The sequence below is a fragment of the Mucilaginibacter sp. genome (assembly GCF_965277465.1).
Lineage (GTDB): Bacteria > Bacteroidota > Bacteroidia > Sphingobacteriales > Sphingobacteriaceae > Mucilaginibacter.
In genome coordinates this window covers 404,857-431,666 of the sequence record NZ_CBDICW010000002.1, presented here as the reverse complement: position 1 = coordinate 431,666, position 26,810 = coordinate 404,857, and the positions used below count along the sequence as shown (strand labels likewise).

27 protein-coding genes, 2 tRNA genes and 1 pseudogene are annotated in these 26,810 nt (G+C 42.2%); 18 read left to right on the top strand and 12 right to left on the bottom strand.

Going from position 1 to position 26,810, the window contains the following annotated elements:
* Positions 1-62 precede the first annotated feature (62 nt).
* A tRNA-Leu gene (locus ACQY4U_RS14225) sits at positions 63-146 on the bottom strand.
* A gap of 176 nt (positions 147-322) precedes the next feature.
* On the opposite strand from ACQY4U_RS14225, the gene ACQY4U_RS14220 reads away from it, so the two are divergent.
* The 5 genes from ACQY4U_RS14220 (at position 323) to ACQY4U_RS14200 (ending at position 4,888) form a co-directional block, all read left to right on the top strand.
* Positions 323-1,342 carry a WD40/YVTN/BNR-like repeat-containing protein gene (locus ACQY4U_RS14220; protein ID WP_428330105.1) on the top strand — a complete coding sequence of 340 codons (1,020 nt, stop codon included), beginning with the start codon at positions 323-325 and terminating at the stop codon, positions 1,340-1,342.
* Positions 1,343-1,456: 114 nt separating this feature from the next.
* Positions 1,457-1,529, top strand: a tRNA-Lys gene (locus tag ACQY4U_RS14215).
* A gap of 301 nt (positions 1,530-1,830) precedes the next feature.
* The gene (locus ACQY4U_RS14210; protein WP_428330104.1) at positions 1,831-3,075 is read left to right on the top strand and encodes a site-specific integrase; all 1,245 of its coding nucleotides are present in this window, start codon (positions 1,831-1,833) and stop codon (positions 3,073-3,075) included.
* 62 nt (positions 3,076-3,137) lie between these two features.
* Positions 3,138-3,668 carry an ORF6N domain-containing protein gene (locus tag ACQY4U_RS14205; RefSeq protein WP_428330103.1) on the top strand — a complete coding sequence of 177 codons (531 nt, stop codon included), beginning with the start codon at positions 3,138-3,140 and terminating at the stop codon, positions 3,666-3,668.
* 365 nt (positions 3,669-4,033) lie between these two features.
* Complete coding sequence (locus tag ACQY4U_RS14200) at positions 4,034-4,888, top strand: restriction endonuclease (protein WP_428330102.1); 855 nt, start codon at positions 4,034-4,036, stop codon at positions 4,886-4,888.
* A gap of 136 nt (positions 4,889-5,024) precedes the next feature.
* On the opposite strand, the gene ACQY4U_RS14195 is transcribed toward ACQY4U_RS14200, so the two are convergent.
* Positions 5,025-8,660 carry an AAA family ATPase gene (locus tag ACQY4U_RS14195; protein WP_428330101.1) on the bottom strand — a complete coding sequence of 1,212 codons (3,636 nt, stop codon included), beginning with the start codon at positions 8,658-8,660 and terminating at the stop codon, positions 5,025-5,027.
* A 64-nt stretch (positions 8,661-8,724) separates the two neighbouring features.
* On the opposite strand from ACQY4U_RS14195, the gene ACQY4U_RS14190 reads away from it, so the two are divergent.
* Together ACQY4U_RS14190 and ACQY4U_RS14185 are read left to right on the top strand one after the other, a co-directional pair.
* Positions 8,725-9,375: a hypothetical protein gene (locus ACQY4U_RS14190; RefSeq protein ID WP_428330100.1), complete on the top strand. Its 651-nt coding sequence runs from the start codon at positions 8,725-8,727 to the stop codon at positions 9,373-9,375.
* 60 nt (positions 9,376-9,435) lie between these two features.
* Complete coding sequence (locus tag ACQY4U_RS14185) at positions 9,436-10,476, top strand: putative phage abortive infection protein (protein ID WP_428330099.1); 1,041 nt, start codon at positions 9,436-9,438, stop codon at positions 10,474-10,476.
* 441 nt (positions 10,477-10,917) lie between these two features.
* Here the strand turns inward: ACQY4U_RS14185 and ACQY4U_RS14180 are convergent, their stop codons facing one another.
* From ACQY4U_RS14180 to ACQY4U_RS14165, 4 genes are all read right to left on the bottom strand, one after another.
* A complete protein-coding gene (locus ACQY4U_RS14180; protein WP_428330098.1) occupies positions 10,918-11,985 on the bottom strand; it encodes a DUF932 domain-containing protein in 1,068 nt (355 codons plus the stop codon).
* 4 nt (positions 11,986-11,989) lie between these two features.
* A complete protein-coding gene (locus ACQY4U_RS14175) occupies positions 11,990-12,157 on the bottom strand; it encodes a hypothetical protein (protein ID WP_428330097.1) in 168 nt (55 codons plus the stop codon).
* A gap of 4 nt (positions 12,158-12,161) precedes the next feature.
* Positions 12,162-12,290, bottom strand: a complete 129-nt coding sequence (locus ACQY4U_RS14170) for a hypothetical protein (RefSeq protein WP_428330096.1) — start codon at positions 12,288-12,290, stop codon at positions 12,162-12,164.
* Positions 12,291-12,356: 66 nt separating this feature from the next.
* Positions 12,357-13,007 carry a hypothetical protein gene (locus ACQY4U_RS14165; protein WP_428330095.1) on the bottom strand — a complete coding sequence of 217 codons (651 nt, stop codon included), beginning with the start codon at positions 13,005-13,007 and terminating at the stop codon, positions 12,357-12,359.
* 784 nt (positions 13,008-13,791) lie between these two features.
* Here ACQY4U_RS14165 and ACQY4U_RS14160 point away from each other — a divergent pair.
* Entirely contained in the window at positions 13,792-14,328 is a 537-nt protein-coding gene (locus ACQY4U_RS14160) for a DUF892 family protein (protein ID WP_428330094.1), read from the top strand.
* An 80-nt stretch (positions 14,329-14,408) separates the two neighbouring features.
* Here the strand turns inward: ACQY4U_RS14160 and ACQY4U_RS14155 are convergent, their stop codons facing one another.
* From ACQY4U_RS14155 to ACQY4U_RS14145, 3 genes are read right to left on the bottom strand one after another with little or no spacing between them, the layout of a single operon-like run.
* On the bottom strand, positions 14,409-14,636 hold the full coding sequence (locus ACQY4U_RS14155) for a hypothetical protein (protein WP_428330093.1): 228 nt from the start codon (positions 14,634-14,636) through the stop codon (positions 14,409-14,411).
* A 7-nt stretch (positions 14,637-14,643) separates the two neighbouring features.
* Complete coding sequence (locus tag ACQY4U_RS14150; protein ID WP_428330092.1) at positions 14,644-14,997, bottom strand: hypothetical protein; 354 nt, start codon at positions 14,995-14,997, stop codon at positions 14,644-14,646.
* Between the two features lie 58 nt (positions 14,998-15,055).
* The gene (locus ACQY4U_RS14145) at positions 15,056-15,211 is read right to left on the bottom strand and encodes a lmo0937 family membrane protein (protein ID WP_428330091.1); all 156 of its coding nucleotides are present in this window, start codon (positions 15,209-15,211) and stop codon (positions 15,056-15,058) included.
* Between the two features lie 173 nt (positions 15,212-15,384).
* Between ACQY4U_RS14145 and ACQY4U_RS14140 the strand changes: the two genes are divergently transcribed.
* From ACQY4U_RS14140 to ACQY4U_RS14110, 7 genes are all read left to right on the top strand, one after another.
* Positions 15,385-16,251, top strand: coding sequence for an NmrA family NAD(P)-binding protein (locus tag ACQY4U_RS14140; RefSeq protein ID WP_428330090.1), 867 nt, complete (start codon positions 15,385-15,387; stop codon positions 16,249-16,251).
* Between the two features lie 31 nt (positions 16,252-16,282).
* Positions 16,283-16,555: a hypothetical protein gene (locus tag ACQY4U_RS14135; RefSeq protein WP_428330089.1), complete on the top strand. Its 273-nt coding sequence runs from the start codon at positions 16,283-16,285 to the stop codon at positions 16,553-16,555.
* Positions 16,552-17,322 (top strand): Ku protein, encoded by a 771-nt coding sequence (locus ACQY4U_RS14130; RefSeq protein ID WP_428330088.1) that lies wholly within the window; start codon positions 16,552-16,554, stop codon positions 17,320-17,322. The genes ACQY4U_RS14135 and ACQY4U_RS14130 overlap by 4 nt, the downstream gene beginning before the upstream one ends.
* Positions 17,322-17,783: a hypothetical protein gene (locus tag ACQY4U_RS14125; RefSeq protein WP_428330087.1), complete on the top strand. Its 462-nt coding sequence runs from the start codon at positions 17,322-17,324 to the stop codon at positions 17,781-17,783. Before ACQY4U_RS14130 ends, ACQY4U_RS14125 begins: the two co-directional genes overlap by 1 nt.
* A gap of 7 nt (positions 17,784-17,790) precedes the next feature.
* Complete coding sequence (locus tag ACQY4U_RS14120) at positions 17,791-18,564, top strand: DNA-formamidopyrimidine glycosylase family protein (RefSeq protein WP_428330086.1); 774 nt, start codon at positions 17,791-17,793, stop codon at positions 18,562-18,564.
* A 19-nt stretch (positions 18,565-18,583) separates the two neighbouring features.
* Positions 18,584-19,360 (top strand): exodeoxyribonuclease III, encoded by a 777-nt coding sequence (gene xth, locus ACQY4U_RS14115; protein ID WP_428330085.1) that lies wholly within the window; start codon positions 18,584-18,586, stop codon positions 19,358-19,360.
* Between the two features lie 99 nt (positions 19,361-19,459).
* Complete coding sequence (locus ACQY4U_RS14110) at positions 19,460-19,888, top strand: DUF1810 domain-containing protein (protein WP_428330084.1); 429 nt, start codon at positions 19,460-19,462, stop codon at positions 19,886-19,888.
* A 438-nt stretch (positions 19,889-20,326) separates the two neighbouring features.
* Here ACQY4U_RS14110 and ACQY4U_RS14105 read toward each other — a convergent pair whose 3' ends face one another.
* Positions 20,327-21,535, bottom strand: a complete 1,209-nt coding sequence (locus tag ACQY4U_RS14105; protein WP_428330083.1) for a zinc-dependent alcohol dehydrogenase — start codon at positions 21,533-21,535, stop codon at positions 20,327-20,329.
* A gap of 106 nt (positions 21,536-21,641) precedes the next feature.
* Here ACQY4U_RS14105 and ACQY4U_RS14100 point away from each other — a divergent pair, with 106 nt between their 5' ends.
* The gene (locus ACQY4U_RS14100; protein ID WP_428330082.1) at positions 21,642-23,198 is read left to right on the top strand and encodes an FAD-dependent oxidoreductase; all 1,557 of its coding nucleotides are present in this window, start codon (positions 21,642-21,644) and stop codon (positions 23,196-23,198) included.
* Positions 23,199-23,394: 196 nt separating this feature from the next.
* Here ACQY4U_RS14100 and ACQY4U_RS14095 read toward each other — a convergent pair.
* Positions 23,395-24,188: pseudogene (locus ACQY4U_RS14095) on the bottom strand (SDR family oxidoreductase).
* 133 nt (positions 24,189-24,321) lie between these two features.
* On the opposite strand from ACQY4U_RS14095, the gene ACQY4U_RS14090 reads away from it, so the two are divergent.
* Both ACQY4U_RS14090 and ACQY4U_RS14085 read left to right on the top strand, forming a co-directional pair.
* Entirely contained in the window at positions 24,322-25,374 is a 1,053-nt protein-coding gene (locus tag ACQY4U_RS14090; protein ID WP_428330081.1) for a glycoside hydrolase family 130 protein, read from the top strand.
* A gap of 65 nt (positions 25,375-25,439) precedes the next feature.
* A complete protein-coding gene (locus ACQY4U_RS14085; protein ID WP_428330080.1) occupies positions 25,440-26,174 on the top strand; it encodes a DUF3891 family protein in 735 nt (244 codons plus the stop codon).
* Positions 26,175-26,209: 35 nt separating this feature from the next.
* Here the strand turns inward: ACQY4U_RS14085 and ACQY4U_RS14080 are convergent, their stop codons facing one another.
* Entirely contained in the window at positions 26,210-26,794 is a 585-nt protein-coding gene (locus ACQY4U_RS14080; RefSeq protein ID WP_428330079.1) for a DUF4142 domain-containing protein, read from the bottom strand.
* Between the last annotated feature and the right edge of the window lie 16 nt (positions 26,795-26,810).

Genomic DNA, 26,810 nt, shown 5'->3' with positions numbered 1-26,810 from the left:
AGTTTCAGGCCCTAAATCTAACCGCGTACTTTAAACCTAAGACTTTGATTCTAAGATAGATGTGCCCGAAGAGAGACTCGAACTCTCAAGAGACAATTCTCAACGGCTTCTGAGACCGCAACGTTTACCAATTTCGCCATCCGGGCATTGTACTGTTAAAAGCCGGTCAATTAACAAACAAAAACTTATAACAAGGCTGCAAATATAATCGTTTAGTATAAAAAGCCGCTTAATAAATATAAAAATTGATAATAGGTTGCAACATCATGCGGTAAAAATTAATTTAGTGGTGAACTATCTGTAATTTTTAACAATGCAAAAAATGAAAACCACCTATATCAAGTCAATAAACCTGCTTTTAATCTTTTTACTTTTTAGTTCCTTTTTAAAAGCACAAAGTATTATTCACCTACAACAGGGCAAGCCCACCAGCATTCGTGGCTTATCGGTTGTAGATGATAATATTGCCTGGATAAGCGGCAGCAAAGGCTATATCGCCATTACAACCGATGGCGGTAAAAACTGGGCATGGCAACAGGTTAAAGGTTTTGAAAAAGCAGAGTTCAGAGATATTGAAGCGTTCTCGGCCAGCGAAGCAGTTATCATGAGCTCTGGTACACCTGCTTTGGTTTTAAAAACTATAGATGGTGGTGCTAACTGGCAGGTAAAATATAAAAACACCGATACTACTTATTTTTTAGATGCGATGGACTTTGACAATCCACACCAAGGTATTATATCAGGAGATCCTATAAATAACAAATTTATGCTTCTTGAAACCAACGACGGCGGTGAAACTTGGAACCCTTTTAAAAATGAGCCTTATGCTATCCCGGGTGAGGCTGCCTTTGCAGCAAGCGGCACTTGTTTAAGAACCATTGATGGCAAAATATACATAGCATCGGGTGGTACAAACGCCAGATTGATTACTTACCATGCAGACAAAGAAGTTTGGGATTACGTTAATTTACCTATTACGCATGGCAAAGCAAGCCAGGGTTCGTTTTCATTAGCAATTGGGAAAAATGTAGGCATATTAGTAGGCGGCGATTACGAGAACGATAAAAAAACAGACTCAGTAGCGGTAAATTATGCATTGCAAAAGCCCACATCTTTTAAGGCTGCAGAAAAGGAACCTGCTGGTTTTCAGTCGTGTGTTGAATTTATAAAGGATGATACATTCCTCGCAACTGGCACTCCCGGTACCAATATTACTATAGATGGCGGCAAAACATGGACAAAAATAGACGATACCAGCTTTAATGTTTGCCGTAAAGCAAAACACGGAAAAATGGTATTACTTGCAGGCAACGGAGGTAAAATAGCAATTTTAAAAATGTAGAACACTGGCAATGAAGTCATTAAAAATACTTTAAAATAAATTACAATAAGGCTTGCACGCAATGGTAAATAGCCCTATATTTGCACCACTTTAAAACGAAGCGGTTTAAAGTACGATTCCGTAGCTCAGCTGGTAGAGCATAACACTTTTAATGTTGGGGTCCTGGGTTCGAATCCCAGCGGGATCACAAACTACCACAGTAGTTAACCCATCCGTTTCGGTTTTTGAAGTAAGAGCCTCTTGAAAAAGAGGCTCTTTTTTGTTTAAACGCGGTTTTTAGCTTAAAAACCAACTTTTTCGAAATCTCTCCCTCTACTTTTCTCAAGAATTTTAATGCAGGTTAGTTCAATCTAATTCAAAGTAATCGGTAACCTATTCGGTAACCTATACATTCTTCCGAAATTAGGTTACCGAATTAATACTGGTGCCTTGTATCAGTTTGATTTTCAGTTTAAAAACAAATCGTTTCATTTTTAAACAAAAATCTCATGAAAGTAAATGAAGATCTATCAATCCTTTTTTGGCTAAACCGTCAAAAAGCTTCCAAAGATGGTTTAGTGCCAATTTGGGTAAGAATTACCATTAACGGAAAGCGTGATGGCTTTTCGTCAGGTAAAAAAATCCATCCAGACACCTGGGACGAAAAGGCGGCCATCGCAGGAATGAATTGCCCAGATTATAAACTAATAAATAGCTACGTAGCGAAAACAAGGGTGGAATTAGAAAAGCACTACAATCAACTTGTAGCAGTAAACAAAAGAGTAACGGCGACAATGGTTAAAGATGCCTACATGCCAAAACAGGTTTTACAAAAAACCCTGATGCACGCATTTAAACTTCACAACGAAGAGTTTGCAGAGCGGGTCAGTAAAAACAAAGGAAGCAAGGGTACTTTAGTCCGTTATGAGCGCCTGAAAGATAAAGTACAGAACTATTTAAGAAAAAAATTAAAACTGGGCGATATAGCCTTAGAAGATATTGAAATGGCTTTCGCAGTTAATTTCTTTCATTTTCTAACAATGGATAATATTGGTGATAATACCGCGATGAAATATGTAAAGACCCTAAAGCAGATCATTGAACGGGCTATTGATGAAGGTTGGATCAAGCACAATACTATCTCAGGCTTCAAATGCACATATGTTGATCCAGATAGAGAAACGCTTGAAATGCACGAGCTGGTTGGAATGTATGAAAAAGAAATTGCAGTTGAACGTTTAGCTGAAGTACGAGATGTATATGTGTTTTGCTGCTTTACTGGCTATGCCTACGAAACTGTTTACAATCTTGAACCGACAAATATTTTCAAAGGACTTGATGGCAAGTTGTGGATCACTAAAGACAGGCAGAAGACTGGTGTTGAAGAAACTGTGCCGTTATTGCCTATTGCCCTGGCAATAATTGAAAAGTATAAAAATCATCCTTACTGTGTTGAAGAAAACAAGCTACTACCTGTTAATAGCAACGTCAGATATAATGCCTATATCAAAGAAGTCGCAACTATTTGCGGAATTAAAAAAGAACTCACCACTCATACAGCAAGGCACACTTTTGCGACCACGGTTCTTCTTGAAAATGATGTTCCTATAGAAACTGTCGGAAAGTTATTAGGCCACAAAGATTTACGATCAACCCAAATTTATGCGAAGATCACTAAACGTAAAATTAGCAACAATATGAAAGTATTGGAAGGTAAAATTTTTAGCGAACATGGGTTATTAAAAATATCGTAGTATTCATCTTGATATCACAATTTGTGATATCAAGTCATTTGTAAATTATAAAACTTAATATTATGGAAAAAGCGATTATAGTACCTGATGAGATTGTAATGAATCAAATCTACTTTGTAAGAAATCAGAAGGTAATGTTGGATAAAGAACTTGCCGAACTATATCAAGTCACCACTGGCGTCCTAAATCAAGCCGTACAAAGAAATATTAAACGGTTTCCATCTGACTTTATGTTTCAGCTCACTGATCAAGAATGGTCAAACTTGAAATCACAAATTGTGACCTCAAGTTGGGGTGGTCGCAGAAGTTTGCCATATGCATTTACTGAGCAAGGGGTAGCAATGCTTTCAGGAATTTTAAATAGCGACCGAGCGATAGCTGTTAACATTCAAATTATGAGGATTTTCATAAGAATACGGCAAATGTTTATTGATAATACAGAACTACGGTTAGAAATAGAAAAAATAAAAAGTAAGTTAGATAATCAGGATAAAAATTTGGAAATAGTATTTCGTTATCTTGATGAACTTATTGAAGTTAAAAATAATCCTAAGCCACGAAAAAGGATTGGATTCAAATCAGATGATTTGTGATCAAACCTCTTTAAAGACTTAAACGACCATTATTATTTATTTTCCTTATAATTTAAAACTCTCATCAATGATGAGAGTTTTTTTGTCTCCACGAATAACTGATAATAAATAGTTATCTATTGTTGAAAAACGAACTGATTTGCTGCGGTCGACTAAACAGGGTGCCTCCAAAGTACCATTGCCATTAATGATCCAATCCGGGGTATTGTAATAATGGGAAAGGAATTATGGGCATTTCGGAAACCTAATGGATTGCGAAATTATTTTTGAAATGTTTAGCTTTATGATAGGATCAAATTGCAGAAGCCCTTGTAGAATATTCACCTTTTGGGCTGGCAATAATCTGAAAGATCAACCTGAAAATTATGTCCGATAAAAACGAGCTTGACTGGAAGGAATATGAAGCCATCACACAATACATTTATGGGGCTCTAGGTGCGCAAGATGGCGCCAAGGTCAAGGGTTATGGACCTAATTGCAAGATCAAAGGAAAATCCACAGTTGAGCATCAGATAGACGTGCTGACCGAACAGTTCGAAGATGACCGGCAATTGCTCACCGCGATCGAATGCAAGTACTGGAATAAAAAAGTAGACAAAGAGGTCGTAATGAAACTTTCCGAGATCATGCTGGATGCGGATATCGCGAGCGGCATCATCGTCTGTAAGAGTGGATTTACCAAGGATACGCTAACCTATGCGCAGCACAAAGGGATAAAATTGGTCGAACTGAGCGAAGCCGGGGAAAATGATGCAGATTTCCAAAAAATAGTGGAGATTGGACTCATTGATTTCAACTTTAAGGTAATCCGCTCCCGTGGAAAAGTAACCAGCATCGATTTGGGCAGCCGAACGATTGCCGGTGAAGACGAAATCATGGGCATGTGGTATGTCAAATTGCAGGATGTAGATGGCAGGGCCATAGCGTTTAGTGAATTTATGAAAGCATTTTCTGAAGAAGTACAAAGACGCGGGGATCTATTGAAAAATATTACCATAGCCTATCCGCTCACCCGCACTTTATTCTGGAAGCAACAGAACGACGAAATTGTTATCGAAAAAATATCAATCACTGGATTCTATGAAAAAAAAGATTTAAGTTCCAAAAGATCCTTCCCGCTAACCGACCAGGTATGGATGATCATGAACGAACTATTCGATAAAAGAAAGCTGACTCTGTCAAAGAGTGGATTGATATGGAATCTTCCTCCAGACCGCTAAGACGGTGGTCTCTGAATACAGAGCCATTGTCGAGGACTTTGAAAAGTTCGTTTTTGTAGATCCGCTCGATTTCGCAGTTAAATTAGTGTACCGAGATGTGCGGTTGTATCATTGATATTTAATAATTACAACTTAATTATAAAACGGCAATTGTTATTTCACTTTTACCACTGGCACACTTTCTTACTCTGATTTGAGCTGGAATCCTTTCGGTCATTTCCTGAACGTGTGATATTACACCAACTTTCCGGCCTTGATTATGAAGGCCTTCTAAAGCTCCCATAGCAACAGTTAATGTTACCGGGTCTAAGGAGCCGAACCCTTCATCTATGAATAACGACTCAACATTCATTTTGCTTGATGAGAGTTCCGCTAAGCCAAGTGCCAACGCAAGAGATACGAGAAATGATTCACCTCCGGAAAGCGAATAGATCGTCCGCACTTCGTCTCCCATGTCTTTGTCAACAACCTGTAAACCCAATGTATTACTAATCCGTTGGATAGAATATCTCCTACTGAGCATTTGCATATGGATATTTGCATACCCTAACAGGACATCGAGGGTAAACTCTTGCGCTATCTGGCGGAATTTTTTTCCATCAGCGGACCCTATCATCTCATTTAATTTGCCCCAGTTCTCGGCAACTACTTCTTTATCCCGGATTTTCCCCAATAGGTCGCTTGATTTCTGTTTGTTAATAATGTCCTGCTGTAATTTAAATGTATTCTCATTTCTTGTCTGTATGGAAGCGTCAAGATTCAGTTTATTTTCCACTAACAGCTCTTCTGTTTCTTGTGATGTCCTTGTTGAAAGTTGTTTTTTTATGTGATCTTCCAATTGGCCCTTTCTCTCCAAGCGTATTGATAAACCAGTAGTGACGGCATCATCAATGACTTTCAATGCTTCTCGTTCCTGTTCAATCCAATCATGGGTATATTGCAACAGACTAGCGAGTTCTTCTTCCGTCAATTCGACATCATGCTTTAATTGATAATTACCAAGCCATTCCCTTATTTTGGATGAATTACTGTTAATCAGTTTTGTCAGCCGTTCTGTATCTTTTGTTAGCTGTGATTTTTGGGTATTCGCCGTAATAAGAAGTGCCTCAGTTTTTTGCAGTTCACCGATTGTCGTTTTAACATTTTGTTCTGCATTTACAATATTGTTTTCGAAGCGTTGTTCAACAGTTATCACGTCTTCACCACTAAATAGTTCCTTTCTTTCTTTGACAACCACTTCCAATTCACTTTTTCGGTTTAAATGAATTTCCTTCTGTTTACTAAGAGATGATCCGAAATCTTTTGTTCGTCCGGCAAGTCCCTGCAATTCAGTAAGACATATACCTTCCCTTTTTTTATCGTTTTCAAGGTCTCCTATTTTTTGGCCCCACAGATCAGCAAAATCCTTTATTCGCTTTATAAATTGCGGCGCATTGTCTTGCCAGTGGGTAAACCAATCTTTATTTTCGAAATACGGCGACAATTCATCATGCAAAATCTTAAGGTCGGTTTCGCACTTCGCTTCCTGTTGCGTGAGGCCCTTGGAAAGTTCGGTCAATAATTGTTTTTTATGGGTTTTGTCTTTAACATCATCAGTTAATTTAATTAACTCCGATTTGACTTTTTCAATTTCAAGCTGAATATTTTCTACGGCCTGTTTTAAATTAGTATAGCTGATAATATTGCCATCCAACAAAGTTTGGTCAGATTTTAATGCTGCTGTTTTATCCCGTAGCCAAACAGCTTTTTTATCTTCATCTATAATCTCGCATTGTTTTTGGATTTTAAAAGATTTCCATTTTTCCGCTAACTGGCCAGCGGCTATTTTTCTACTCTCAAGTTGATCGTTATCCAGTTTTATCTGGTGCTCCAAACCCTCGCAAGTTTGTGTTAAACCAGTATATTTTTCAAGACATTCTTCGTAAATTGTTTCATTTTGGCGGTGCTCGTGTTCAAGCCCGGAAATAACTTGGTTTAAAACGGGTGAATGCTCTTTGTAGGGGTGCTCTGTACTTCCACATACAGGGCATGGTTCGTCATCTATTAGGTTTGTACGTAAATGCTCTACATTTTCTGCGATCCTTAATTGGGCATCACTTAATATTTTCCCGGAGGTATCTTTAATGGTTTTGATCTCCGTTAATTTATTTTGAGCCAACAATAACAACGCTCTCTTTTCAATTAAGGCAGTTTGATTGTTCTTTAGACTATTTACCGTTGACCGCTGATCTGTTAAAGCCTGGTAGTATAAATTCCACTGAGCTGACCCCAAAATAATATCCTCAATTTCTGCATCGCATGCCTGCTTGTCCTTTTTGATTTTATCAATATCGATACCGGCAAGGGTTGTTTGATCGGTTTTGACGGACGCGATTTTTAGCTGTATTTCCGAGTTCTTTCCTAAAACGTTGTTTTCAAGGATTTTCAACTCGTCAGTAAAAACAAGTTCATTCTGATTATTAAGCTCTAAATCTCCCTTTGCCTTCAGTTTGGACGCCAGGATATTAGCGGCATCGGTTAATTTGGAAGAAATTAAAACGATGTTTGTTGCTATAGGCTGCCTGTGAATGTTTTCAGCTTTCCACAATTCAAGATTATCTATTTTTTGTTTTAAAGAAGCCGCCTCTTCTTGCTTTGTTTGTACCTGGGAATTATGCAATTCCATTTCTTTGCTCACATCGTCAATAGCCTTTTCTGCGACAGAAACCTGACCTCGCTTTTCATTGATCACCACATCAAGCTTTTTGGCGTTTTCAATTAAAGGGTAAGCCTCCGATTTTAACCTTTTCGCATTAGCTAAAGTTTTTTCAACTACCTGTAGCTGATCTTTGTACCCGGTTTGTGATTTTGTTAACTCCTTAATATTATGATCTGTAACGCTAAGTTCATCGGTTACTTCTTTATATTGGGTCAATCCCTGAGATCTTGCGTCCACTAATGTTCTTGTGGACTGAACTTCACTTACCCGTTGTACCAGCGTAGATCTGGCTTCAGAAGCGGATTTAGTAATTTTGTTCAAACGCTCAATTTGACCTGCAAGTTCCACCTGATGATTCTCAATTATTACAATTTCCTCATCGGCATATATTGCGATACCCTCTTTTTGTAAATTAAGTTCGCGTAAATCCTGTTCTGCTTTTCTACACTTTTCGAAAATCAATTTTGATATTTCTGAATAGATAAAGTTCCCGGTAAGTTTTTCCAGTAACGATGCCTTTTCGTCTTTATTTGCCTTTAGAAAAGCGGTGAAGTCTCCCTGAGCTAAAAGCACAGAGCGGGTAAACTGCTCAAAATTCAAACCTACCAGTCTTTCGATCTGCTGTAGTGTCTCGGTTTTTTTTCCCGGCACCACGACATTCGTATTTAGGTTAGTCAGCACAATCACTTCACCTTGGAGCGCTCCCTCTATTTTACCATAAGCTCTTTTAACCTGCCAACTGGCTTTGTACTTATTGCCATCCACCCCGACAAAATCTACTTCGGCAAATCCTTCGCCTGTTCCATCTCTCAGAATTCCTTTAACATCACCTTGCGATATACGTGAGCCAGGTGTATCCTGAATCTCTATACCTGTTTCTTTGGCTTGAATATACCTTGGTGTTTTACCATACAAAGCAAGGCAAATTGCATCCAGGATGGTAGATTTACCAGATCCCGTTGGCCCGGTTATCGCAAATATACCGGCGGAACATAAAGGGTCTTCTGTAAAATCTATTTCACTGATCCCTTCCAAAGAAGCAAGGTTTTTTATTCTGATAGCTAAGATTTTCATTTATTTTCCTCCTGGGATCTTGCCCCGGAATCAGGTGGTCTGGTTCATCAGAATCTCAAAAGAATTGCAATTACACGGTGCGATAAGCAATGGGGAACGGTATTACCAGAGCACCCGGCAAGGTGAAATCCATGTTGTTCCTTTTGCCTATAAGACCACCGGGAAAGCTATTCCTTCAGCAAAAATGATCTATGATGCGCTTCAGGATAACTTAGGGATTTGGTATTCGGCAACCAAATCATTTGATGATTTTGGGTTCTTTAACCACCCGGTCATTTTTGAAGGAGCAAGGCAAAACCGCACGGTTCAGTTGAAGGATCTTCAATTGATGAACCTGTTGGGGCGCATCAGTTTAGACACTATCCATTTTTGGCAATACTACCGCATGGCCCATCAACCCGTGCTCCCTGTCCCGCAATTACAAGGAACACTGGACTTCAAGGCCAAGGATGACCGGCTCGTCTATCAGGAAGCTGACAAGGTTAAGATCAGCCGCTTAGATTTCGCCATGGGCGTCCGGGATGAAATGCACACGGGTGATGTAATTCCATCCGGTAGCTATATTTCGATCAATAAGCAATACCTGAATGAAGTATTGAAGACTTTGGGCATGAAGATGGCTTATGTATACAAAATGCAGGTCAACCAGAAAGCGTCAACTTATGCTAAAGAGCGTGAGACGGATACTTATTATGAGACTATTGATCTAAATTGATATCCAGCGATTATAAAGTATATTAAATAATAAATGATAATTTAGGGGACCTATATTATCATGATCAATTTAATCAAACAAGTTAAGGTTATCATTATCTTATTGATATGCCTGATCTTTATCGCATTCATGGTTATCTGCTTTCGGTTCGCTCCAGCCGAAGCCGGAAGGTTAATTTCAATCTATAATATTGTCAACAGTATCGCCCCGGTCATTACGATCATCCTGATCGTGGTCACCTTCCGCAACCAACAGGAACAACTAGCAACGCTCAAGACCCAAATGGTCAAATCAGATGAAAAAAATAAAAGCGATGTGATCGAACAACGTTTTTTTCTTTTCCTGCAAATACACCGCGATAATGTGGCCGGGATGTCTTATGACGCCAAAATATTGGGTAAGGGATTATTCGTCAAGGCAGTTGAGCTCTTTCGCCCGAATTTTAATAATTTGGACAAATATCTTGATGTCGCTCACACCGAGGGCCAGTTTAACCGAAAATTGACTGTCGAGGAAAAAATCGAGGTTACTTATGCCTTATTGTTTTATGGCACATCAGGTTCAGAGGCGGAAGAGATTTTAAAAGAAACACTCGAACATTTTGACGAAGTTATGATCGACGGTCGTCGCAGGTTCTATCTTTTCGTTATCCGTCTTTGCAAACTATTGGATATCAAAGAAGCCGGCATGCAGTCCGAACTTGGCAATTATTTCCGCCATTTTTTTCATACGGTCACCTACATTCATGACTTAAAAGAACTAAACGAGGAACAAAAGCGCTTTTACGTCAAAAGGCTGCGCGGGCAATTGAGTAACTATGAAATGGCCATCTTGTTCCTGAATAGTTTTTCTATCGGCCGGCGCTGGCGCAATTACATCAGGGAAAACGCCAGCCCTAATACAGCCATCGATCTGATCAAAGAATATGGATTGATAAAGAATTTGCCTCCCGGCTTCTTGTCCAGGTTACATATTCAGCAATATTTTCCGGATATGCCATGGGAAGGCCGAGCTCAGGCCGCCTCAAAAAGCAACCCTAAATCTGTCAAACGTTTCCTAGACGCTAATATCGTCCGGGCTATCAGGGAAGGCCTGAAATAATAAGCATCATGATGAACCTGCCCGGCCACAGAGAAATTTATGTTAATTTACTTGCCGCTTGTTTTAACAAAACTTCGGCTACTTATAAATTTTATAGGTTTCGGCCATAGTTTAATCATGACCACCCAAATCTACACATATGTCAATCTTGAAAAGCAGAAAAATATCCTCACGGAAAAACATCCTCGAATGGGCTGAGCGATGGCTATGCAGTAGGCCGAATAAAGGATAACTGAACATTATCTATGTTTGAATCTATAATCAAAAGTAGCGTCTGCTATTATCTAAGTACGGGTTTTACAAATATCCAGTACTAAACCGGCCCCTGTTTTCACCAAAAATCATTAAACACTATGAAAACAGGGGGCGTTCTTCGGGCGGGCGATAGCCCGCCGCCGGGGAATTTCAAAAATAAGGGGGATTGCTCCCCCTTAAATGCAATTAGTTGTAAATCAGCGCATCACTTCCCTGCGTGGCAAAATCACGGCAAAGTTTAAAAGCGGTTTGCGCTCTTTGCTTGGCTGTGCCGTCCATAATAGATTTAAACTTAGCTTCATCACTTTTAAAACTGCGTACATTTTGAAAATAGCCCGTAACGCTGTTGTATGCGCCAAATACCGTTCCGGCTGTAGTGTCCATTTGCTGGGTCTGACTTCCTAAAGCATACTCATAAACGTTATTTACAATATTGGTGTAGTGTGTAGATAAAAGGTCTAATTTGCCCTCGGCTAAATTTTCCAAAACTTCCTTATTTGGTGCCATTGCAATTTTTATCAACTTTTTAACCTCCGCATCTGTGATACGCACCTTTGCCCACTGGTTAAATAAGCCCTCAAATTCACCACCTAAAGTTTTGCTGATACCCATTAACGTATGTGCCTGTTTTAATCGCTCGGTAGCAGATGCGGTGTGACGGATTTTAATCGCACCTGAATGATTATTCATAGCTGCGTTAAGTGTGTTATTGCAAACAATCCTGATAGGCGTGAAGGCTGCGGTAATGCTTCCTAAACCATCGTGCGTGGTGGTTAAAAACAAGTATTGTTCTATCCAGTCCTTAACACCTACCCGAATATAATCCGGCAATTTAGCGGTTATAAAAACCCGCTCACCGTTACCCAATGCCCCCGCCGTTTCGTATAAAATACCATCACCACCGCCTACGATGGCATCAAAGAAAGAAAACGCATCACGGTTTTGCACTACTTCGTAATCATTACCGACTACCCCTAAAACCTGCTCGGTATCTGCCCGAACGGTTGCAAAGAAATTTGGGACTGAAATTTCAGGAATCATAATATCGTCGCTTCCCTCGCCTAAATGGTTTGCGGTATCATAAGTAAATAAAGGGCGTTTTTCTACAATATAATCCAGTCCTGCGTGCTGTATCGCTTCGCTACTGGTGGGATAGCGGTCTATGATCTGTCCTAACCCGTGCCAGGCCTTTTCCTTTACGCTCATAAAGCTGTTTTTGCCTGTTTTCTGATTGAAATTTATTTGATGTGCCATGACTTTAATTTTTTGTATTTAGTTCAATAATTTTTGTTTGTAATACTTCCACATTCGGCGTACTGCTCACCTGTAAAACCGTTTCGGTTTGCAGTTCCGTTATAGCATCGTTTATGCTGCTATGCGTGGTTTTGATGGTGACTTTCACCAGTAAAAAGATTTTATCTTCCATTCGCTTAAGATTGGTAGGTGTTCAAAAAATCGCTTAACTCTAACTGAAACCGTGCGGGGTTTTCCTGCGCCAAAGTTTCGGCGTAACCTTCCCAAAATATTTGGTTGGTCAGTTCTATAAATTGCTCGTACATAGGAATTGCTGTTTTTTGTGAAACCATAAAAAATGCCCCCGACTATATGCCGGGAGCATAATTTGTTTAAGCATTTGGGAAAATGATGTTTGCTTCGATTTCGGCCAGTTTTTCATGGCATGCATCGAAAATGAATTGGGAAACCATGCGGATAAGGTTCGGCGTGTTGGTAACAAACTCCCGTCCTTTATCATCTTTGATAATCAGCTTGCAACCCTGATAAGGGTTATTTTCCAGTTCGTCGTTTTCTTCAATCAGTTTCACCTCAAAATCTTCCAGTAATTTAATGCGGGATAAGAGGGTAATGCGCTGAATGCTTAGGCGATGTAAGCCCTCCACCGATTTTAAAGTTTGCTCTAAATTCAAAGCGAATTTTTTAGGCTCTGCTTTAACTTCTTCCACTTTGGCGGGTTCTGCTTTAGCTTCTTCCCCTTTTGCCGGCTCGGCTTTCGGTGCTTCGTCTAATCCCTGTCCTGTGGTGTAAGGCGCAATGTTAGCGGGTTGGTTATCCACTGTAGCGGGGCTACTTGTCTTAACCTCGGCTGCTTTGGTTGCCTCAACTTGCGGAGTTTGGGCAGGTGTTTGATCTTTAGCGATTTCATCTTCTTTGGCTTCCTTTCCTGTTAAGCTTGGGCGGTTTTCAACTCTGTTTGCGGTTTGGTTGTTTTTTGCTGCTGTACCTTGTACACCGTTCGCATTTTTTTCTGCTGTTTTCATTTTTTAAATGATTTAAAAGGGTTAAAAATTTGTTTTTTTGTTTCCCTCTTTTCCCGAAGACTTTTCCTAAAAAGCTATTTTTCAAAAGAAAAAACGGTAAAAAAGAAAGTCAAAAAGGCGGTCGAAAAGCCTGGGCGGGAGAACTATAAGTCCCGAAGGGTGGCCGCAGCGCAGCGGAGGACATTATGCGTTCGTACGACCGGGCTGACCGATCTTGACGCCTCTTTTGTCCGTTTTCTTTGGAAAATAGCACCTTGAAAGCATCTGATATTTTAGCAGGAACTTAAGTGCAGAGTGAAGGCAAGCGAAGCTTTTCCCGGCATCGCGGGTAAACGAGTGAAGTCCTGAAAGATGCTCTTAATAGGAACTGGAAGCAATTAGGGTAATAGGCGAATGCTTTTGAGGCGCAGACGAAAATGCAGTAGCGGATGTTATCGCAATGGATATTAAAGCAATCACACTGTCAAGGATTGAAGCGGTATCCTTTTCATGGAAAAGATATAGTATAAAGCCTGGCCGAAGGGGCAGCCAAAATTAATTGCCGTTAAACAAGTTTGAGAATATAAGGATAACACCAATGGTTATCATGTTGGATCAATGATGACTTCCCATTTAATTATATTAGAATTTACACATTTGTATGCTGCAAAAACCGTCAAATTCCGATTGTTTGATAAAAACAAAAATCATATGTGTATGAGAAGCTTTACTGCCAAAATGCTTGGTGAACCGACGTTATTAGTTTAACTTGCAATATTGTTTTAAACCTATCATAAATACCTATATGTCAAAACGTTTAAAAATATTTCCAAAAAATTTCTTAAACGAAACGGCGTTTAAAAATATTTTTCTTGATCAGTTAGGAACGATGCACTGTGCGTTAACTCATTTATCTTCGAACATTGAATCTTTATCATTATTGACATCGTTTTCGGATTTAAGGTTCGCGTTAGAAGAAACGCAGGAAGACACTTTTAAGCAACTGGTTCGTATTGAAAAAATAGCTGAAACTTTTAAAATGACCATAACAGAAAAGTCGTGCTTAGGCGTAAAAGCTATCATGGAAGAAACGCTTTTGGCAATTGGGAAAACTGAAAAAAAATCATTTGAACGTGATTTGGCTATAATATTTTATATGCATGTTATCAAACATATTGAAGTTGCAGGCTATAGAACGCTTGTTATCTCAGCAAATAAATTGAATTATGACAGTGCCAAAATTTTATTAACAGAAAACATGGATGAAGCCATAGATAATGATAAACTATTTATGCTTATCTCTGATAATTACGCGCTCAAATCCGGAGACTTGAAAGATTAATCAGAAACCCATCCGGCCAAATCCGAAGACAGTAGATCCCTGCAACCTTCTTGTTATCGTTTTGAATTGCTCTGACCTGTTTAATCGAAGTGAGATTCAATATGGTTACAGATGCTTTCAAAGCGTTCTTTGCTGAGCTTTTCACCTGATAGTTGTTTCCACCCATCGTCATGGCTGAGTTCCGCGATAACCACGCCGTCCTTTTCTACGCCATATCTGTCCATATTTTGGGTAATGCGGTAGTTGTGTTCTACTCCATCTACAGTCTCGCTGTAGGGAAAGCTATGCAATTCTTCTTCCGGTTTCATCAGGCTTTTAAATATAGGTTCTCACGCAGTTTTGCAAAAGGTCGACGATTTGCCAAACCTCGTTCGGGTTGAGCTGTTGACCCAGGTATCGCCATTCGAAAAAGGCGAACCCTTCGAACCGCAGTTCACCTAAATAACAAGGGTTATCATCTCCCATGATCTCCTGGTTATCCAAATATTGTTGCCGCAGCGAATCACCGTCGGTTTCGTCGCCGGGTTCAGGTATATAACCAGCATAGATCCGGTAGTTGCGCGTGGCCACAAATTCACCTGCGTTTTCCCGGTAAACGGGAATCAATTCCAAAGTTCGGTACCTGCCGGTAGGCTGGCTGACCTCGATAAAAAATGGGTTATGCAGCATGGTTATTGGTAGTAAGCCCGGCTGAATGTTAGCCGGGCTTTTGTTAATTCCTATTGGATCAAACGACGGTATCCCTGCGCAGGAAACCCAGGATTAGGGAAATAACCGCGATCACCAATAAAATATGGATCAAGCCGCTTGCGGCATAAGCAAATGTTCCGATAGCCCAACCAATGATTAGGATAACAGCGATGATGTACAATAATGATCTCATGTCTTGATGTTTTAAATGTAAGCAGATGTCTTTTACTTACAATTGCTATACCAGCGTGTCAGTTTGTTTGACAGCGCCCTTTCAATGATTTTATTGTAGTAAAATCTTGGATTGCTGGTTAAAAAAACGGACACTGAAAAGCACGAACAAAATGCTGAGCTGATGGTTAAGTGATGATGGAAAAAGAAATCTTAGTTGCGGGCGGTACCGGTGATCTGGGCGGCCGGATCATCAAGGCATTAATGAAAAACGGAGCCAGCGTCCGTGCATTGGTCCGCCCCGGTGCTGACCCGGTGGTCGTAGAGCTGTTGCGGTCATCGGGTGCCAAAATCGTGGAAGCAAAACTGAAGGATAAAGAGGCGCTGGTCGCTGCGTGTGCGGGGGCAAGCTGTTTGGTTTCCGCGCTGGCAGGATTGCGGGAAGTGATCGTAGATACCCAGAGTTTACTATTGGATGCGGCGGTAGCTGCAGGTATCCCGCGTTTTATCCCTTCTGATTATTCCACCGATTTTACGCAATTGCCGGAGGGTGAGAACCGCAATTTTGACCTACGTAAGGAATTCATGCGCATGTTAGACGAGGCTGACATCAAAGCGACCTCTATATTTAATGGCGCTTTTTCTGAATTGCTAAACTATAATATTCCTTTCCTCGATCATAAAAACAAAACGGTTGCCTATTGGGAAAAATCGGACTGGAGAGTGGATTTTACCAGTATGAATGACACCGCCGCTTTTACGGCGATGGCTGCGCTGGATGACGATGCGCCAAGGTTTTTACGCATTGCCAGTTTTCAGGTCAGCGCGAAGGAAATGGCGGCGGCCAGCGGTTACGAATTAAAAGATCGTGGCACACTAGCAGACCTGGATGCTTATAACAAAATCGAACGTGCGGCTCATCCCGAGGGCGAAAACGAACTGTATGCTAAATGGCAGCAAAGTCAGTATATGCACTCGATGTTTAGTGCGCATAACGAGGTATTAGACAATGAACGCTATCCGGGACTTGTGTGGAGCAAGTTAGCGGAATATCTCCGCTAAAAATTGGTATTGAATTTGTTTAAACAAGCATATGGAAAATTACCCGATCACGATCAGTCAAGATAAGGAGTTGCACCACTTCGAGGTTGGTGAATATGTGCACCATGACGACGATAAATGCAAATACCGAGTATTTGAAAACGGCGCGTACGTAGCCAGTTTCACGCCGGATGAACATGACTTTTTGCATATCTGTCAGAATCCGGGCGGTTTAGATGAGGAACTGCTGCATTTGCTGGCGGACCAGATCGAGGCGCACCACCCGATGGACATCAATGATAACATTAGAAAATTAAAGTTATGAGAAGTATCTGGACAGGATCAATCGGCTTTGGCCTAGTAAGCATCCCCATTAAATTGTATTCTGCGGTTCAGGAAACGAGGCTTGATCTGGACATGCTTGACAGCCGTGACCACGCCCATATCAAGTTCCAGCGCGTTAATGAGGACACGAAAAAAGAAGTGCCTTACGATAAGATCGTCAAGGGATACAAATACGATGATGAATATGTAATTATTGAAGATGCAGATTTTGAGGCGGCAGCACCGGAAAAAACCAAGGTCATCGAAATCGAGAACTTCGTCGATGTCGCGGCGGTCAACCCGATGTATTACGAAACTTCTTATTATACAGCCCCGGCCACAAAGAAAAACAAAGCTTATGCCTTGTTGCTTTCAGCGCTGAAAAAATCAGGGAAAGCAGGTTTGGCGCGTTTTGTATTACGCAGCACGGAAAGTTTGTGCGTTGTACACCCGGTCGACAACGCATTGGTAGTGACGCGTATTCGTTTTGCCCAGCAGATCAGAGAACAGGAAGACCTGGAACTGGATGAGAAGGTGGAAGTAAGCGATAAAGAACTGAAAATGGGGCTGGCGCTAATTGATCAATATACGGAACCAATGGATCTGGCGAAATATAAGGACGAATACCATAATGAACTACTGAAAATTATCGAACAAAAAGCTAAAGGCAAGCGCCCAACGATCAAGAAGCTGAAACCCGCTAAAGCAAAAGGTGATGACCTTTACGACCAATTGATGAGCAGTTTAACCGCTAAAAAAGGAGCCTGATGAATCAGATTGAGCAAGCTGCGCTTTCCGGGATTGGGGGAACAACGGTCATGACCGCTTCAAGTTACCTGATGTCCCTGCTTGCAGATGAAAATTTCAGAGAGCCGGAACACCTGGAAGTATTGATTGGACGTCTGGCACCCCATTTGTCCAAAAGGGCTAAAGTACTGGCCGGCTGGGGGGCGCATTTCGCCATGGGTTTTGTCTTCGCTTCCGTTTACGTAGAATTGTGGGAGTCTAAAAAAATCAAACATAATCTAAGAAATGGATTGCTTCTTGGATTGATCAGTGGAGTACTGGGATTTTTGATATGGAAAGCAACATTTAAGATACATCCCTTACCACCCTGGATCAATTTCGACCATTATTATTTGCAACGTATTCCGGCCCACGTCGTATTTGCTGTTGGAGCTACGATAACCTACAGGCTTTTGGAACACGAAAATCTCGATAGCAAATAACAATAAAATGGCTGAACTACCTGACTTAACCGTTTTCGCGCAGATACTCTCCCGTAAATTTAAAGGGAAAGAGTTGGATAAACTTGAAGTGACTGTTGCCAAAAAGCTGAATGGCACTGTTGGTGATCTAAAATCTGCCTTAGAGGGACATGAACTGAGTAGCGTAAGACGGGAAGGCAAGACTCTGCAGTTACACTTTTCGGATAATCAGATACTGGGACTTCACCTCATGTTGCGAGGGGAACTGGTTGACCTGAATGATGATGAAACGCCCAGGTTCCAGATCCTGGCCTTTCATTTTAAAAATGCTGGAGGCTTCGCTGTTATCGATCTGCAAAAACAAGCAACTCCAACACTTCAGCCGGAACCAGTGGCTGCGCCCGACGCGCTTGATCTCGACAAAAGTTATTTCACCGCCTTACTCGCAAAAAAACGAACTGTGATCAAAACCTTGTTAATGGACCAAAAGGCCCTGAGAGGTATCGGCAATTCCTATGCGGATGAGATCCTTTATGATGCCGGGGTATCGCCATTTTCTATTGCCAAGGCAATTCCTTCAAAACAGGTCACCAAAATTTACAACAGTATCCGGACCGTATTGGAAAAAGCCATTCATGATATTGCCGAAGCCAATGGCGACAAACTCACCGGGGAATTAAAAGACTTTATGAATATTCATAGTCCGCAATTAAAAACCACTGCAAAGGGCGAAATCATCAAAACGGAAAAGATTGGCGGACGAACTACCTATTATACTGATGCCCAGGAACTTTTTGTCTAAGCAATCGCCCAGCATAACGATGAAGATCGCAACTTATAACATCAACGGCATCAATGGCAGATTACCTAACCTGCTGCGCTGGCTGGCCGAAACAAAACCTGATGTCGTTTGTCTACAGGAACTCAAGTGTGAAACCCATAAATTTCCAGAACATGCGCTGCTCGGCATCGGCTACCATGCCATCTGGCATGGACAAAAAAGCTGGAATGGCGTGGCAATTCTCTCCCGGTACGGCGAAATTAAGGAAACACGAAAAGGATTAGACGGCGAGCCGGAAGATACGCATAGTCGTTATATCGAAGCCTTTATTAACGGAATAGTGATTGGCTGTTTGTATTTGCCGAATGGCAACCCGTTCCCCGGGCCTAAGTTTGATTACAAGTTGAGGTGGATCAACCGTTTGCAGTTACATGCACACAAATTATTGTCGTTTGGCCTACCGGTCGCGCTGGTCGGAGATTATAATATTATGCCTACCGAACAGGATACTTATAAGCCAGAGAAGTATGTTGACAATGCATTGTTCAGGCCGGAAGTGCGCAAGCTTTGGCGGGAACTGGTTAATGCCGGTTGGACGGATGCAATCCGGGAATTATACCCTGACATGCGCTTCTACACTTTTTGGGATTACTTGCGCAACGCTTACGGACGGGACGCAGGTTTAAGGCTGGACCATTTCCTGCTGAACGATGCTTTACGTTCACGGCTGTTATCGGCTTCGGTAGATAAAAAAGTGCGGGGCTGGGAACATTCCAGCGACCATGCGCCGGTATGGATTGAAATTTCGGAATTTTAAACAATTTTTATAGCTTCAAGGTTTATAGCGTAAATTTTGACTATCAAAACCATTTTAGCAAAATATCGAGAACGATCCTTTAAATTGTTGTTTAGAAATATGGACTTGAATAGATTTTTAACAGCCCAGGAAAGGGATTACGAAACGGCGTTGGCAGAAATCAAAAATGGCCGTAAGCGCAGTCATTGGATGTGGTATATTTTTCCGCAGATTGCGGGCCTCGGTCTTAGTGACACCAGTAAATTTTACGCCATCAAAGACCAGGCGGAAGCCGAAGCTTATTTGCTCCATCCCATACTCGGGACCCGCCTTATTGAAATATCCAAAGCTTTGTTAGAACTCGAAGATAACCACGCAACTCGCATTTTTGGAAGCCCGGATGATTTAAAGCTTAAATCTTCGATGACCTTATTCGCGGCTTTACCCGACACTGATCCTGTATTTACGCAAGTTTTGACAAAATACTTCAACAGTATTAAAGATTGGGAAACCCTGCGGCTAATTAATCTGTCTACTGCCGCAGGGTAATTCACCATTTTGCTTTTCAACGGGTCGGTAGTTGGTGAGGATATATTAGCGCCATTTCCGTCGGTTTCAGTTAGCTTGCCTGCCCGGCCATATCTCATATCATAACCTAACCCATTCGGGTAAGCTCGAAACGACCTACTTAAGGCCTTAGCTTTTCTCTTTCTTTTCTTTGGCAAAATGCACACGCGCCTGTTTCAAACCAGTGGCGATAGCCTCGCCTTCATTACCGGTCGTCTTTAGTACTTCATTGGCGATTTCAGTCGCTTTTCGCGAATCTTTTTGGGTTGATTCTTATAAGATGGCGGGTAATCTCCGTTATGCCATGGCATGGTTCCTCCTTTTTTAAATTCTTTACAAAGGTTTAACAGATAGGTTTACAATCATTAAAATACTATTTCACGCAATTGCAGCGTCATTAGCAGACCGAATTCCATAAATTTAGTTTTCGATCTTAACAGGTTCGGTGTTCTCGGTTTCCTTGCGATGCTCCCAGGGCTTCAATACCACCTTCACGCAGTCTTCTTCTTTCTTGTCGAAGATCTCGTAACCGTGGGTAACTTCGCTTAAAGGCAAGGTGTGGGTAATGATATCGTCCAGCACCACTTTCTCGGTTTTTACAAGTTCGATCAGGTGATCGATATAATTAAGTACGGGTGCCTGGCCCATTTTAAGGGTGATGCCTTTATCGAATACGCGGTGCAGCGGGAAGTTATCATAGGTGGAACCATACACGCCCATAATGGAAACGGTGCCCATTCTTCTTACGGCCTTAAAGGCCATATCCAGCACTTTCATGCTACCTACCTCGAAATTAAACAGGGCCTTGGCTTTATCCATCAGGTCGCGTTCGGGTTCAAAGCCGACGGCATCTACGCAGACGTCGGCACCACGACCGCCAGTCATTTCACGAATGGCTTCGACCACGTCGACTTCATGCGGGTTTAGGGTATCGACTTTATTAACCGCCCTGGCTTTTTCCAAACGATAATTTAGGGGGTCGATGGCTATCACGCGGCTCGCGCCGTTAATCCAGGCGGCCTTCTGCGCCATTAGTCCTACCGGACCCGAACCGAAAATGGCTACGACTTCTCCGCCTTTCAGCTGCGCCCAGTCGATCGCCGACCAGCCGGTTGGGAAGATATCGGTAAGGAAAAGCACTTGCTCATCGCTCATATTGTCGGGCACTACCCGCGGGCTGATATCGGCATAAGGCACACGTACATATTCCGCTTGGCCACCGGAATAACCCCCGTATAGGTCAGTATAACCAAATAGGGCTGCGCCCTTTTGGTCGGCCATATCGCCGTTAGGGCCGTAATGCTTATAGTTGGAATTTTCACAAGCGGGTGAGGCATCATGTTGACAAAAGAAGCAGTGGCCGCAGGAGATTGGAAAGGGTACGACCACGCGGTCGCCTTTTTTTAGATTCTTCACTCCTTTGCCGACTTCTTCGACGATGCCCATGAATTCATGGCCCATCACCATGGGTTTGGGTTGCGGCACGCCGCCGCTAAGGATATGCAGGTCGGAACCACAGATCGCGGTTGAAGTGACTTTTAATATAACATCCGTGTCCTGTTCCAAACGCGGATCCTCGACGGTATCATAACGAATATCACCGGGTTTGTGGAATACTGCTGCTTTCATAAATATTTTGGTTTTTGATGTTTATTATTAACTGGAAGGAAATTTATTTGTTTAAGAATATTTAAAATAATCTCAAACAGATTATTAAGGATTTTGTAATAGAAATATGGCAACGAAAAAAGAATCTATTACCACCCGCGACGGAGCGCAGCAAAGCCCTTGGCAAAGTGTTTTACCAACTGTAAATACGAATGCGACCATGGGGCAGAAGACCGTTTATGATGCTATCGTTATAGGTGGCGGTATAACCGGACTGACAGCTGCAATATTATTGCAGATTTCCGGGCGTAATATCCTGCTGGCTGAGGCGCACACGATTGGATTCGGAACTACCGGTGGAACAAGTGCGCATATTAATACCTTCGCAGATACCACTTATAAGGAAGCGGAAAGCGCTTTTGGCAAAGAAGGTGCACAACTTTTTGCAGATGCGATCAATGAAGGTTTTGAACTGATCAGGTCTAATATTAAAAATTACCGGATCGAATGTGATTATGAGACAAAAACCGGTTTTTTATATGCAGAAGATGAAAAACAGGCCGACCAACTCGATGATATATTTTCCGGGGCTAAAGCAGTCGGTGTTTCTGTAAATTACACGACCAAAGTACCAACCCCGCTAAGTTTCGAGGCCGCGCTGGAATTTGAGGGGCAGGCGCAATTTCACCCGATTAAATATGCCCTTGCTTTGGCAAAAGCCTTTACCGATGCCGGTGGTATTATATTAGAGCATACTAATATAGAGCGCGTAGAAAAGGAAGATGAGAACCATGTAGGCATATCCGGCGATTTAAAGATCAAAGCGAAAAAGGTGATCTACGCGACGCATATTCCGCCCGGTATTAATTCTTATAGCCTGCGCTGCGCGCCTTATCGTAGTTATGTTCTGGGTGTTAAGCTGAGAACAGATACTTACCCGGATGCGCTGATCTACGACATGCAGGAGCCTTATCATTATTTCCGGACACACGAGATTGATGGTGAAAAATTATTGATCGCCGGAGGAAACGATCACAAAACCGGCCATGATGATCCGGAGAAAGCGTTTGCAGACCTGGAAAAATACGTTCGTAAAAACTACAATGTTTCATCCATTAAATATCAGTGGTCGAGCCAGTATTATGTACCTGTTGACGGTTTCCCTTATATCGGGGAAATGCCAGAAGCCTCAGAAGGTATTTATTGCGCCACAGGGTATAACGGCAATGGGATGATGCTGGGTAGTATCGCCGGTAAAATATTATCTGATCTGGTTCAAGGGGAAGCCAGTAAATATGAAAAAGTATTCAGTCCTTCAAGGTTAAAGCCTGCTGCAGGTTTTAAAGCTTTTGTTCAGGAGAATGCAGATGTCGCCTATCATTTTGTAGCGGACAGGTTCGGCATTCATGAAACAGATTCCCTTAAAAGAATGCAGCCTGGCACGGGAAAGTTATTAGAGATAGATGGAAAAAAAATCGCGGCTTACCGTGATGATCAGGGGGAAATATTTGCGCTCAACCCTGTTTGTACCCATGCCGGTTGTATCGTCAACTGGAACGGCGAGGAGAAAAGTTGGGACTGCCCTTGCCATGGCGCTCGCTATGATGTCCATGGACAGGTGTTGACCGGCCCGGCCACTTTTTCACTTGCAAAAATTGATTTTAACGATAAGCAAAAGGAATAAGCATATTGTAGTATGAATATTGTTTACGTCCATTCAAGGAAATAGTCGATGTGTCTAAAATTCTGTCATATCGGATATCGTATCGTTAAAAAATAAGTAGATGCTTCGCTATCTATCGCTGTTAATGTGTACAGCAGGCACAGGAGGACTTCATCGGCCTAGCCATTTATTGTCAAAATAGAGTTCAAAAAAGTAATTACCCGTTAACAACTTCTCCTCCGTTGACATGAATTACCTGTCCGGTGATGAAAGACGCATCATCCGATGCAAGGAAAACATAGGCAGGACCAAGTTCGGAGGGCTGACCGGCTCTTTTCATGGCCGTTTCAGAACCAAAAGAACTGATCTTTTCCTGATCAAAAGTTGCGACTATCAGTGGCGTCCAGACTGGTCCGGGGGCGACGGCGTTAACCCTGATCTTTTTCTTTACAATGTTTGTTGCCAGTGATCGGGTAAACGAAGTAATTGCGCCTTTGGTAATGAGTAATCAACAAGGTTCGGCGAGGAACGGTAGGCGGTTACCGAGGTCGTATTAATGATGCTATCCCCGGCTTTCATATATTCCAAGGCTTCATTAGCGAAGTGAAAGTAGGAGAAAATGTTCGTACGAAATGTATCGTCCAATTGTTTTTCATCAATGGCCTTTGGGTCTTTCTGCGGCATCTGCATTCCGGCGTTGTTGACGAGTATATTTAGCTTACCCAGCTTTTTAACAGTCTGCTGCACGGCCTTTTTGCAGAAGGTGCTTTTTTTGACATCACCTTTAAATAAAATACATTTTTTCCCTTCGGCTTCAACCAGCTTTTTCGTTTCCTCCGCATCGATATCTTCGTCAAGATAGACAATAGCAATATCCGCACCCTCCCGGGCGAAATGAACACTGACCGCACGGCCAATACCGCTGTCGCCGCCGGTTATCAAAGCGACTTTATTCAGCAGTTTTCCGTAACCTTGATAACCAGGTTTTATATATTGTGGTGCGGGATCCATTTTGGCTTCTATCCCCGGCTGTCTGTCCTGTTTTTTCGGTGTCTTCTCCATAACCTATAAACGATGAGCTTTAGCGATAGTTTTAGCAATTTTTAAAACCGTGGCGCTGCTTTAATGTTGATAAAAGATAAATATGAAAGATCTCGCGCGACGTTTCCCGGAAAATCCGCTATTACTGCCGAAGGATTTAAATCCAAGCGGTGATGGCTTGCAGATCATCAGTTTGCTCAATCCAGGTGTATTCCGTTTTGAGGAAAAAACATGGCTTCTTGTTCGTGTAGCCGAAGGTGTTTCGCAAAAAGAAGGGGTTATCTTTTTTCCTGCATTGAATGCTACCGGGAATACAGAGATTATTGAAGTGCCGCTGAACGACCCTGACCTGATCGCTGTTGATGCGCGCGTAATTAATTATAAAGGACTGGATTATCTGACCACGATCTCTCACCTCCGTTTACTATCCAGCGATGATGGCATTCACTTTACAGAGCCCGCAAACCACTCGTCTTTATTTGGAAAGGGATATTTAGAAAGGTTCGGGATCGAAGATTGCAGGGTAAGCCAAATCGGCGATACCTATTATCTGACCTATACAGCTGTTTCAGACAGCGGTGTCGGCGTGGGTTTACTAACCACCCAAGACTGGCAGTATTTTGAAAGCGGTGGAATGATCCTTCCTCCACATAACAAAGACTGCGCGATTTTCGAAGAAAAGATCAACGGTAAATATTACTGTCTGCACCGACCCAGCAGTAAAGAGATTGGCGGCAACTATATTTGGCTGGCTGAATCATCGGACGGTAAACAATGGGGTAATCACCAATGTCTGGTCAAAACCCGCCCAGGTTTATGGGACAATGCCCGTGTAGGCGCAGGCGCTGCACCCATTCGCACAGAAGAGGGTTGGCTGGAAATCTATCACGGAGCTAACAATGACCACCAATATTGCCTGGGCGCTTTTTTAATGGATATCAAAGATCCATCTAAAGTTTTAGCGCGCACCACAGAACCGATCATGGTACCAACTGAAGCTTATGAATTGAGCGGTTTTTTCGGTTACGTAGTATTTACAAACGGGCATGTGGTAGATGGCGACACCCTGACCATTTACTATGGCGCGGCGGATGAGTTTGTGTGCGGCGCGCATTTTTCCATCCGGGAAATACTTAACGCTTTGCAAAAATTATAAGCTATGGAAACAAGTTTAAACTATCGACGTCACTGCAGAACTACTTACCCTTTAATTGAAATGAAATGATCGTTAACTATACAGAAGAAGGCTGGGAAGTCATTGCGCAAAGGGCACACGGGTTACTCGCGGCACAGATCGCTATGCAATGGCAACATTCGGTTAGGACTGAACGCTGGATAGAAACATTGCTGGCCATTGCCGAACATGATGATGCGCAGATAGAATTGGAACGGGATAATCTGCTGACACCCCAGGGCGGACCTGTCAATTTTAAAATGAAAGTATTTGAAGAGCGTCATTGCACACAAACCATGGATTTCGCTTTGTCCAAAAGCCGCTATGTCGCTTTACTTTGTTCCATGCATCTCGAATTTGTTTATGGCGCAGCATGTGAAGAAAATCCAAAAGCCGCTCAATTCATGAGGGAACAAAAGTTGCTGCAAAAACACTGGAGAAAAGAATTAAAATTGACGATTGCCGAAGCGCAGCGGGACTACCGGCTGCTGGAGTGGTGCGATGCTTTATCACTGTTACTGTGCCAGCATGAGAACCAGCCCGAAGGTCGTGCCATCGAAATCAGCAACGGCCCGGACGAAAAAGAATATCGGTTAATGCAAGCGGACTCCGATACGTTAACCATCGATCCCTGGCCATTTGAAACAAATCAATTCGAGCTTTATTTTGAGACCCGGTTGATTCCACAATTAGCCTTTAAAGACGAGGCAGAATTCCGCGCTTCTTTTCGCAGCGCATCGGTTAGCGAAAAACGCTGGTTATTCAAAAAGAAAGCCGCTTAAAAAAAAGCGGCTTTCATCAAAACTATCACAATAAATTATTTCAGGCTGCTTTGAATTTTCAAGATCTCGTCTAAGTGGTGCTTGACTACCGGCGCAGTTTTGGCGGCAAAAGCTTTCAGATCGGAGTCTTTGCCGTTTGATGCTTCTGATTGCATGAGCGCCAATGTCTTTTTATGGCCTTCGACCATTACTGCTACATAACCTCTGTCGAACTCTTTACCACTTAATTTGCTCAGGCTGTCGCTTTTTGCCTGGTGTTCGGCATCTAAACCAGCCGGCAGCATGATGTTCTTTGCTTTAGCAATGCTCATCAGTTCCGTATTAGCTTTACCATGATCCATGACCATCATGTTGCCGAAATCTTTGACCTGGCTGTCAGTGGCTTTGGAAGCTGCCATTTTACCCAAGGCTACTTCCGCCATACCGCCAACAGCGGCTTTAGCCGCAAAGGTGGTGTCTGCCATCACCATCGATGATGAATCGGTTTTAACGGTAGTCACAGTGCTGCTATCTGTTTTGGTAGCCGTGCTATCAGAACTGGAAGAACTCTTGGTCCCTGAACAAGCTTGCAGCAGACCCGCGGCTGCAAGCGTAACAAAAAGTACGTTGAATTTTTTCATTTGTAATTGATTTTTT

Bases quoted from the DNA above. Each gene is read 5' to 3' on its own strand.
- ACQY4U_RS14220 (WP_428330105.1), top strand. From the start codon at position 323: ATGAAAACCACCTATATCAAGTCAATAAACCTGCTTTTAATCTTTTTA.
- ACQY4U_RS14210 (WP_428330104.1), top strand. From the start codon at position 1,831: ATGAAAGTAAATGAAGATCTATCAATCCTTTTTTGGCTAAACCGTCAA.
- ACQY4U_RS14205 (WP_428330103.1), top strand. From the start codon at position 3,138: ATGGAAAAAGCGATTATAGTACCTGATGAGATTGTAATGAATCAAATC.
- ACQY4U_RS14200 (WP_428330102.1), top strand. From the start codon at position 4,034: ATGTCCGATAAAAACGAGCTTGACTGGAAGGAATATGAAGCCATCACA.
- ACQY4U_RS14195 (WP_428330101.1), bottom strand. From the start codon at position 8,660: ATGAAAATCTTAGCTATCAGAATAAAAAACCTTGCTTCTTTGGAAGGG.
- ACQY4U_RS14185 (WP_428330099.1), top strand. From the start codon at position 9,436: ATGATCAATTTAATCAAACAAGTTAAGGTTATCATTATCTTATTGATA.
- ACQY4U_RS14180 (WP_428330098.1), bottom strand. From the start codon at position 11,985: ATGGCACATCAAATAAATTTCAATCAGAAAACAGGCAAAAACAGCTTT.
- ACQY4U_RS14175 (WP_428330097.1), bottom strand. From the start codon at position 12,157: ATGGAAGATAAAATCTTTTTACTGGTGAAAGTCACCATCAAAACCACG.
- ACQY4U_RS14170 (WP_428330096.1), bottom strand. From the start codon at position 12,290: ATGTACGAGCAATTTATAGAACTGACCAACCAAATATTTTGGGAAGGT.
- ACQY4U_RS14165 (WP_428330095.1), bottom strand. From the start codon at position 13,007: ATGAAAACAGCAGAAAAAAATGCGAACGGTGTACAAGGTACAGCAGCA.
- ACQY4U_RS14160 (WP_428330094.1), top strand. From the start codon at position 13,792: ATGTCAAAACGTTTAAAAATATTTCCAAAAAATTTCTTAAACGAAACG.
- ACQY4U_RS14155 (WP_428330093.1), bottom strand. From the start codon at position 14,636: ATGAAACCGGAAGAAGAATTGCATAGCTTTCCCTACAGCGAGACTGTA.
- ACQY4U_RS14150 (WP_428330092.1), bottom strand. From the start codon at position 14,997: ATGCTGCATAACCCATTTTTTATCGAGGTCAGCCAGCCTACCGGCAGG.
- ACQY4U_RS14145 (WP_428330091.1), bottom strand. From the start codon at position 15,211: ATGAGATCATTATTGTACATCATCGCTGTTATCCTAATCATTGGTTGG.
- ACQY4U_RS14140 (WP_428330090.1), top strand. From the start codon at position 15,385: ATGATGGAAAAAGAAATCTTAGTTGCGGGCGGTACCGGTGATCTGGGC.
- ACQY4U_RS14135 (WP_428330089.1), top strand. From the start codon at position 16,283: ATGGAAAATTACCCGATCACGATCAGTCAAGATAAGGAGTTGCACCAC.
- ACQY4U_RS14130 (WP_428330088.1), top strand. From the start codon at position 16,552: ATGAGAAGTATCTGGACAGGATCAATCGGCTTTGGCCTAGTAAGCATC.
- ACQY4U_RS14125 (WP_428330087.1), top strand. From the start codon at position 17,322: ATGAATCAGATTGAGCAAGCTGCGCTTTCCGGGATTGGGGGAACAACG.
- ACQY4U_RS14120 (WP_428330086.1), top strand. From the start codon at position 17,791: ATGGCTGAACTACCTGACTTAACCGTTTTCGCGCAGATACTCTCCCGT.
- xth (WP_428330085.1), top strand. From the start codon at position 18,584: ATGAAGATCGCAACTTATAACATCAACGGCATCAATGGCAGATTACCT.
- ACQY4U_RS14110 (WP_428330084.1), top strand. From the start codon at position 19,460: ATGGACTTGAATAGATTTTTAACAGCCCAGGAAAGGGATTACGAAACG.
- ACQY4U_RS14105 (WP_428330083.1), bottom strand. From the start codon at position 21,535: ATGAAAGCAGCAGTATTCCACAAACCCGGTGATATTCGTTATGATACC.
- ACQY4U_RS14100 (WP_428330082.1), top strand. From the start codon at position 21,642: ATGGCAACGAAAAAAGAATCTATTACCACCCGCGACGGAGCGCAGCAA.
- ACQY4U_RS14090 (WP_428330081.1), top strand. From the start codon at position 24,322: ATGAAAGATCTCGCGCGACGTTTCCCGGAAAATCCGCTATTACTGCCG.
- ACQY4U_RS14085 (WP_428330080.1), top strand. From the start codon at position 25,440: ATGATCGTTAACTATACAGAAGAAGGCTGGGAAGTCATTGCGCAAAGG.
- ACQY4U_RS14080 (WP_428330079.1), bottom strand. From the start codon at position 26,794: ATGAAAAAATTCAACGTACTTTTTGTTACGCTTGCAGCCGCGGGTCTG.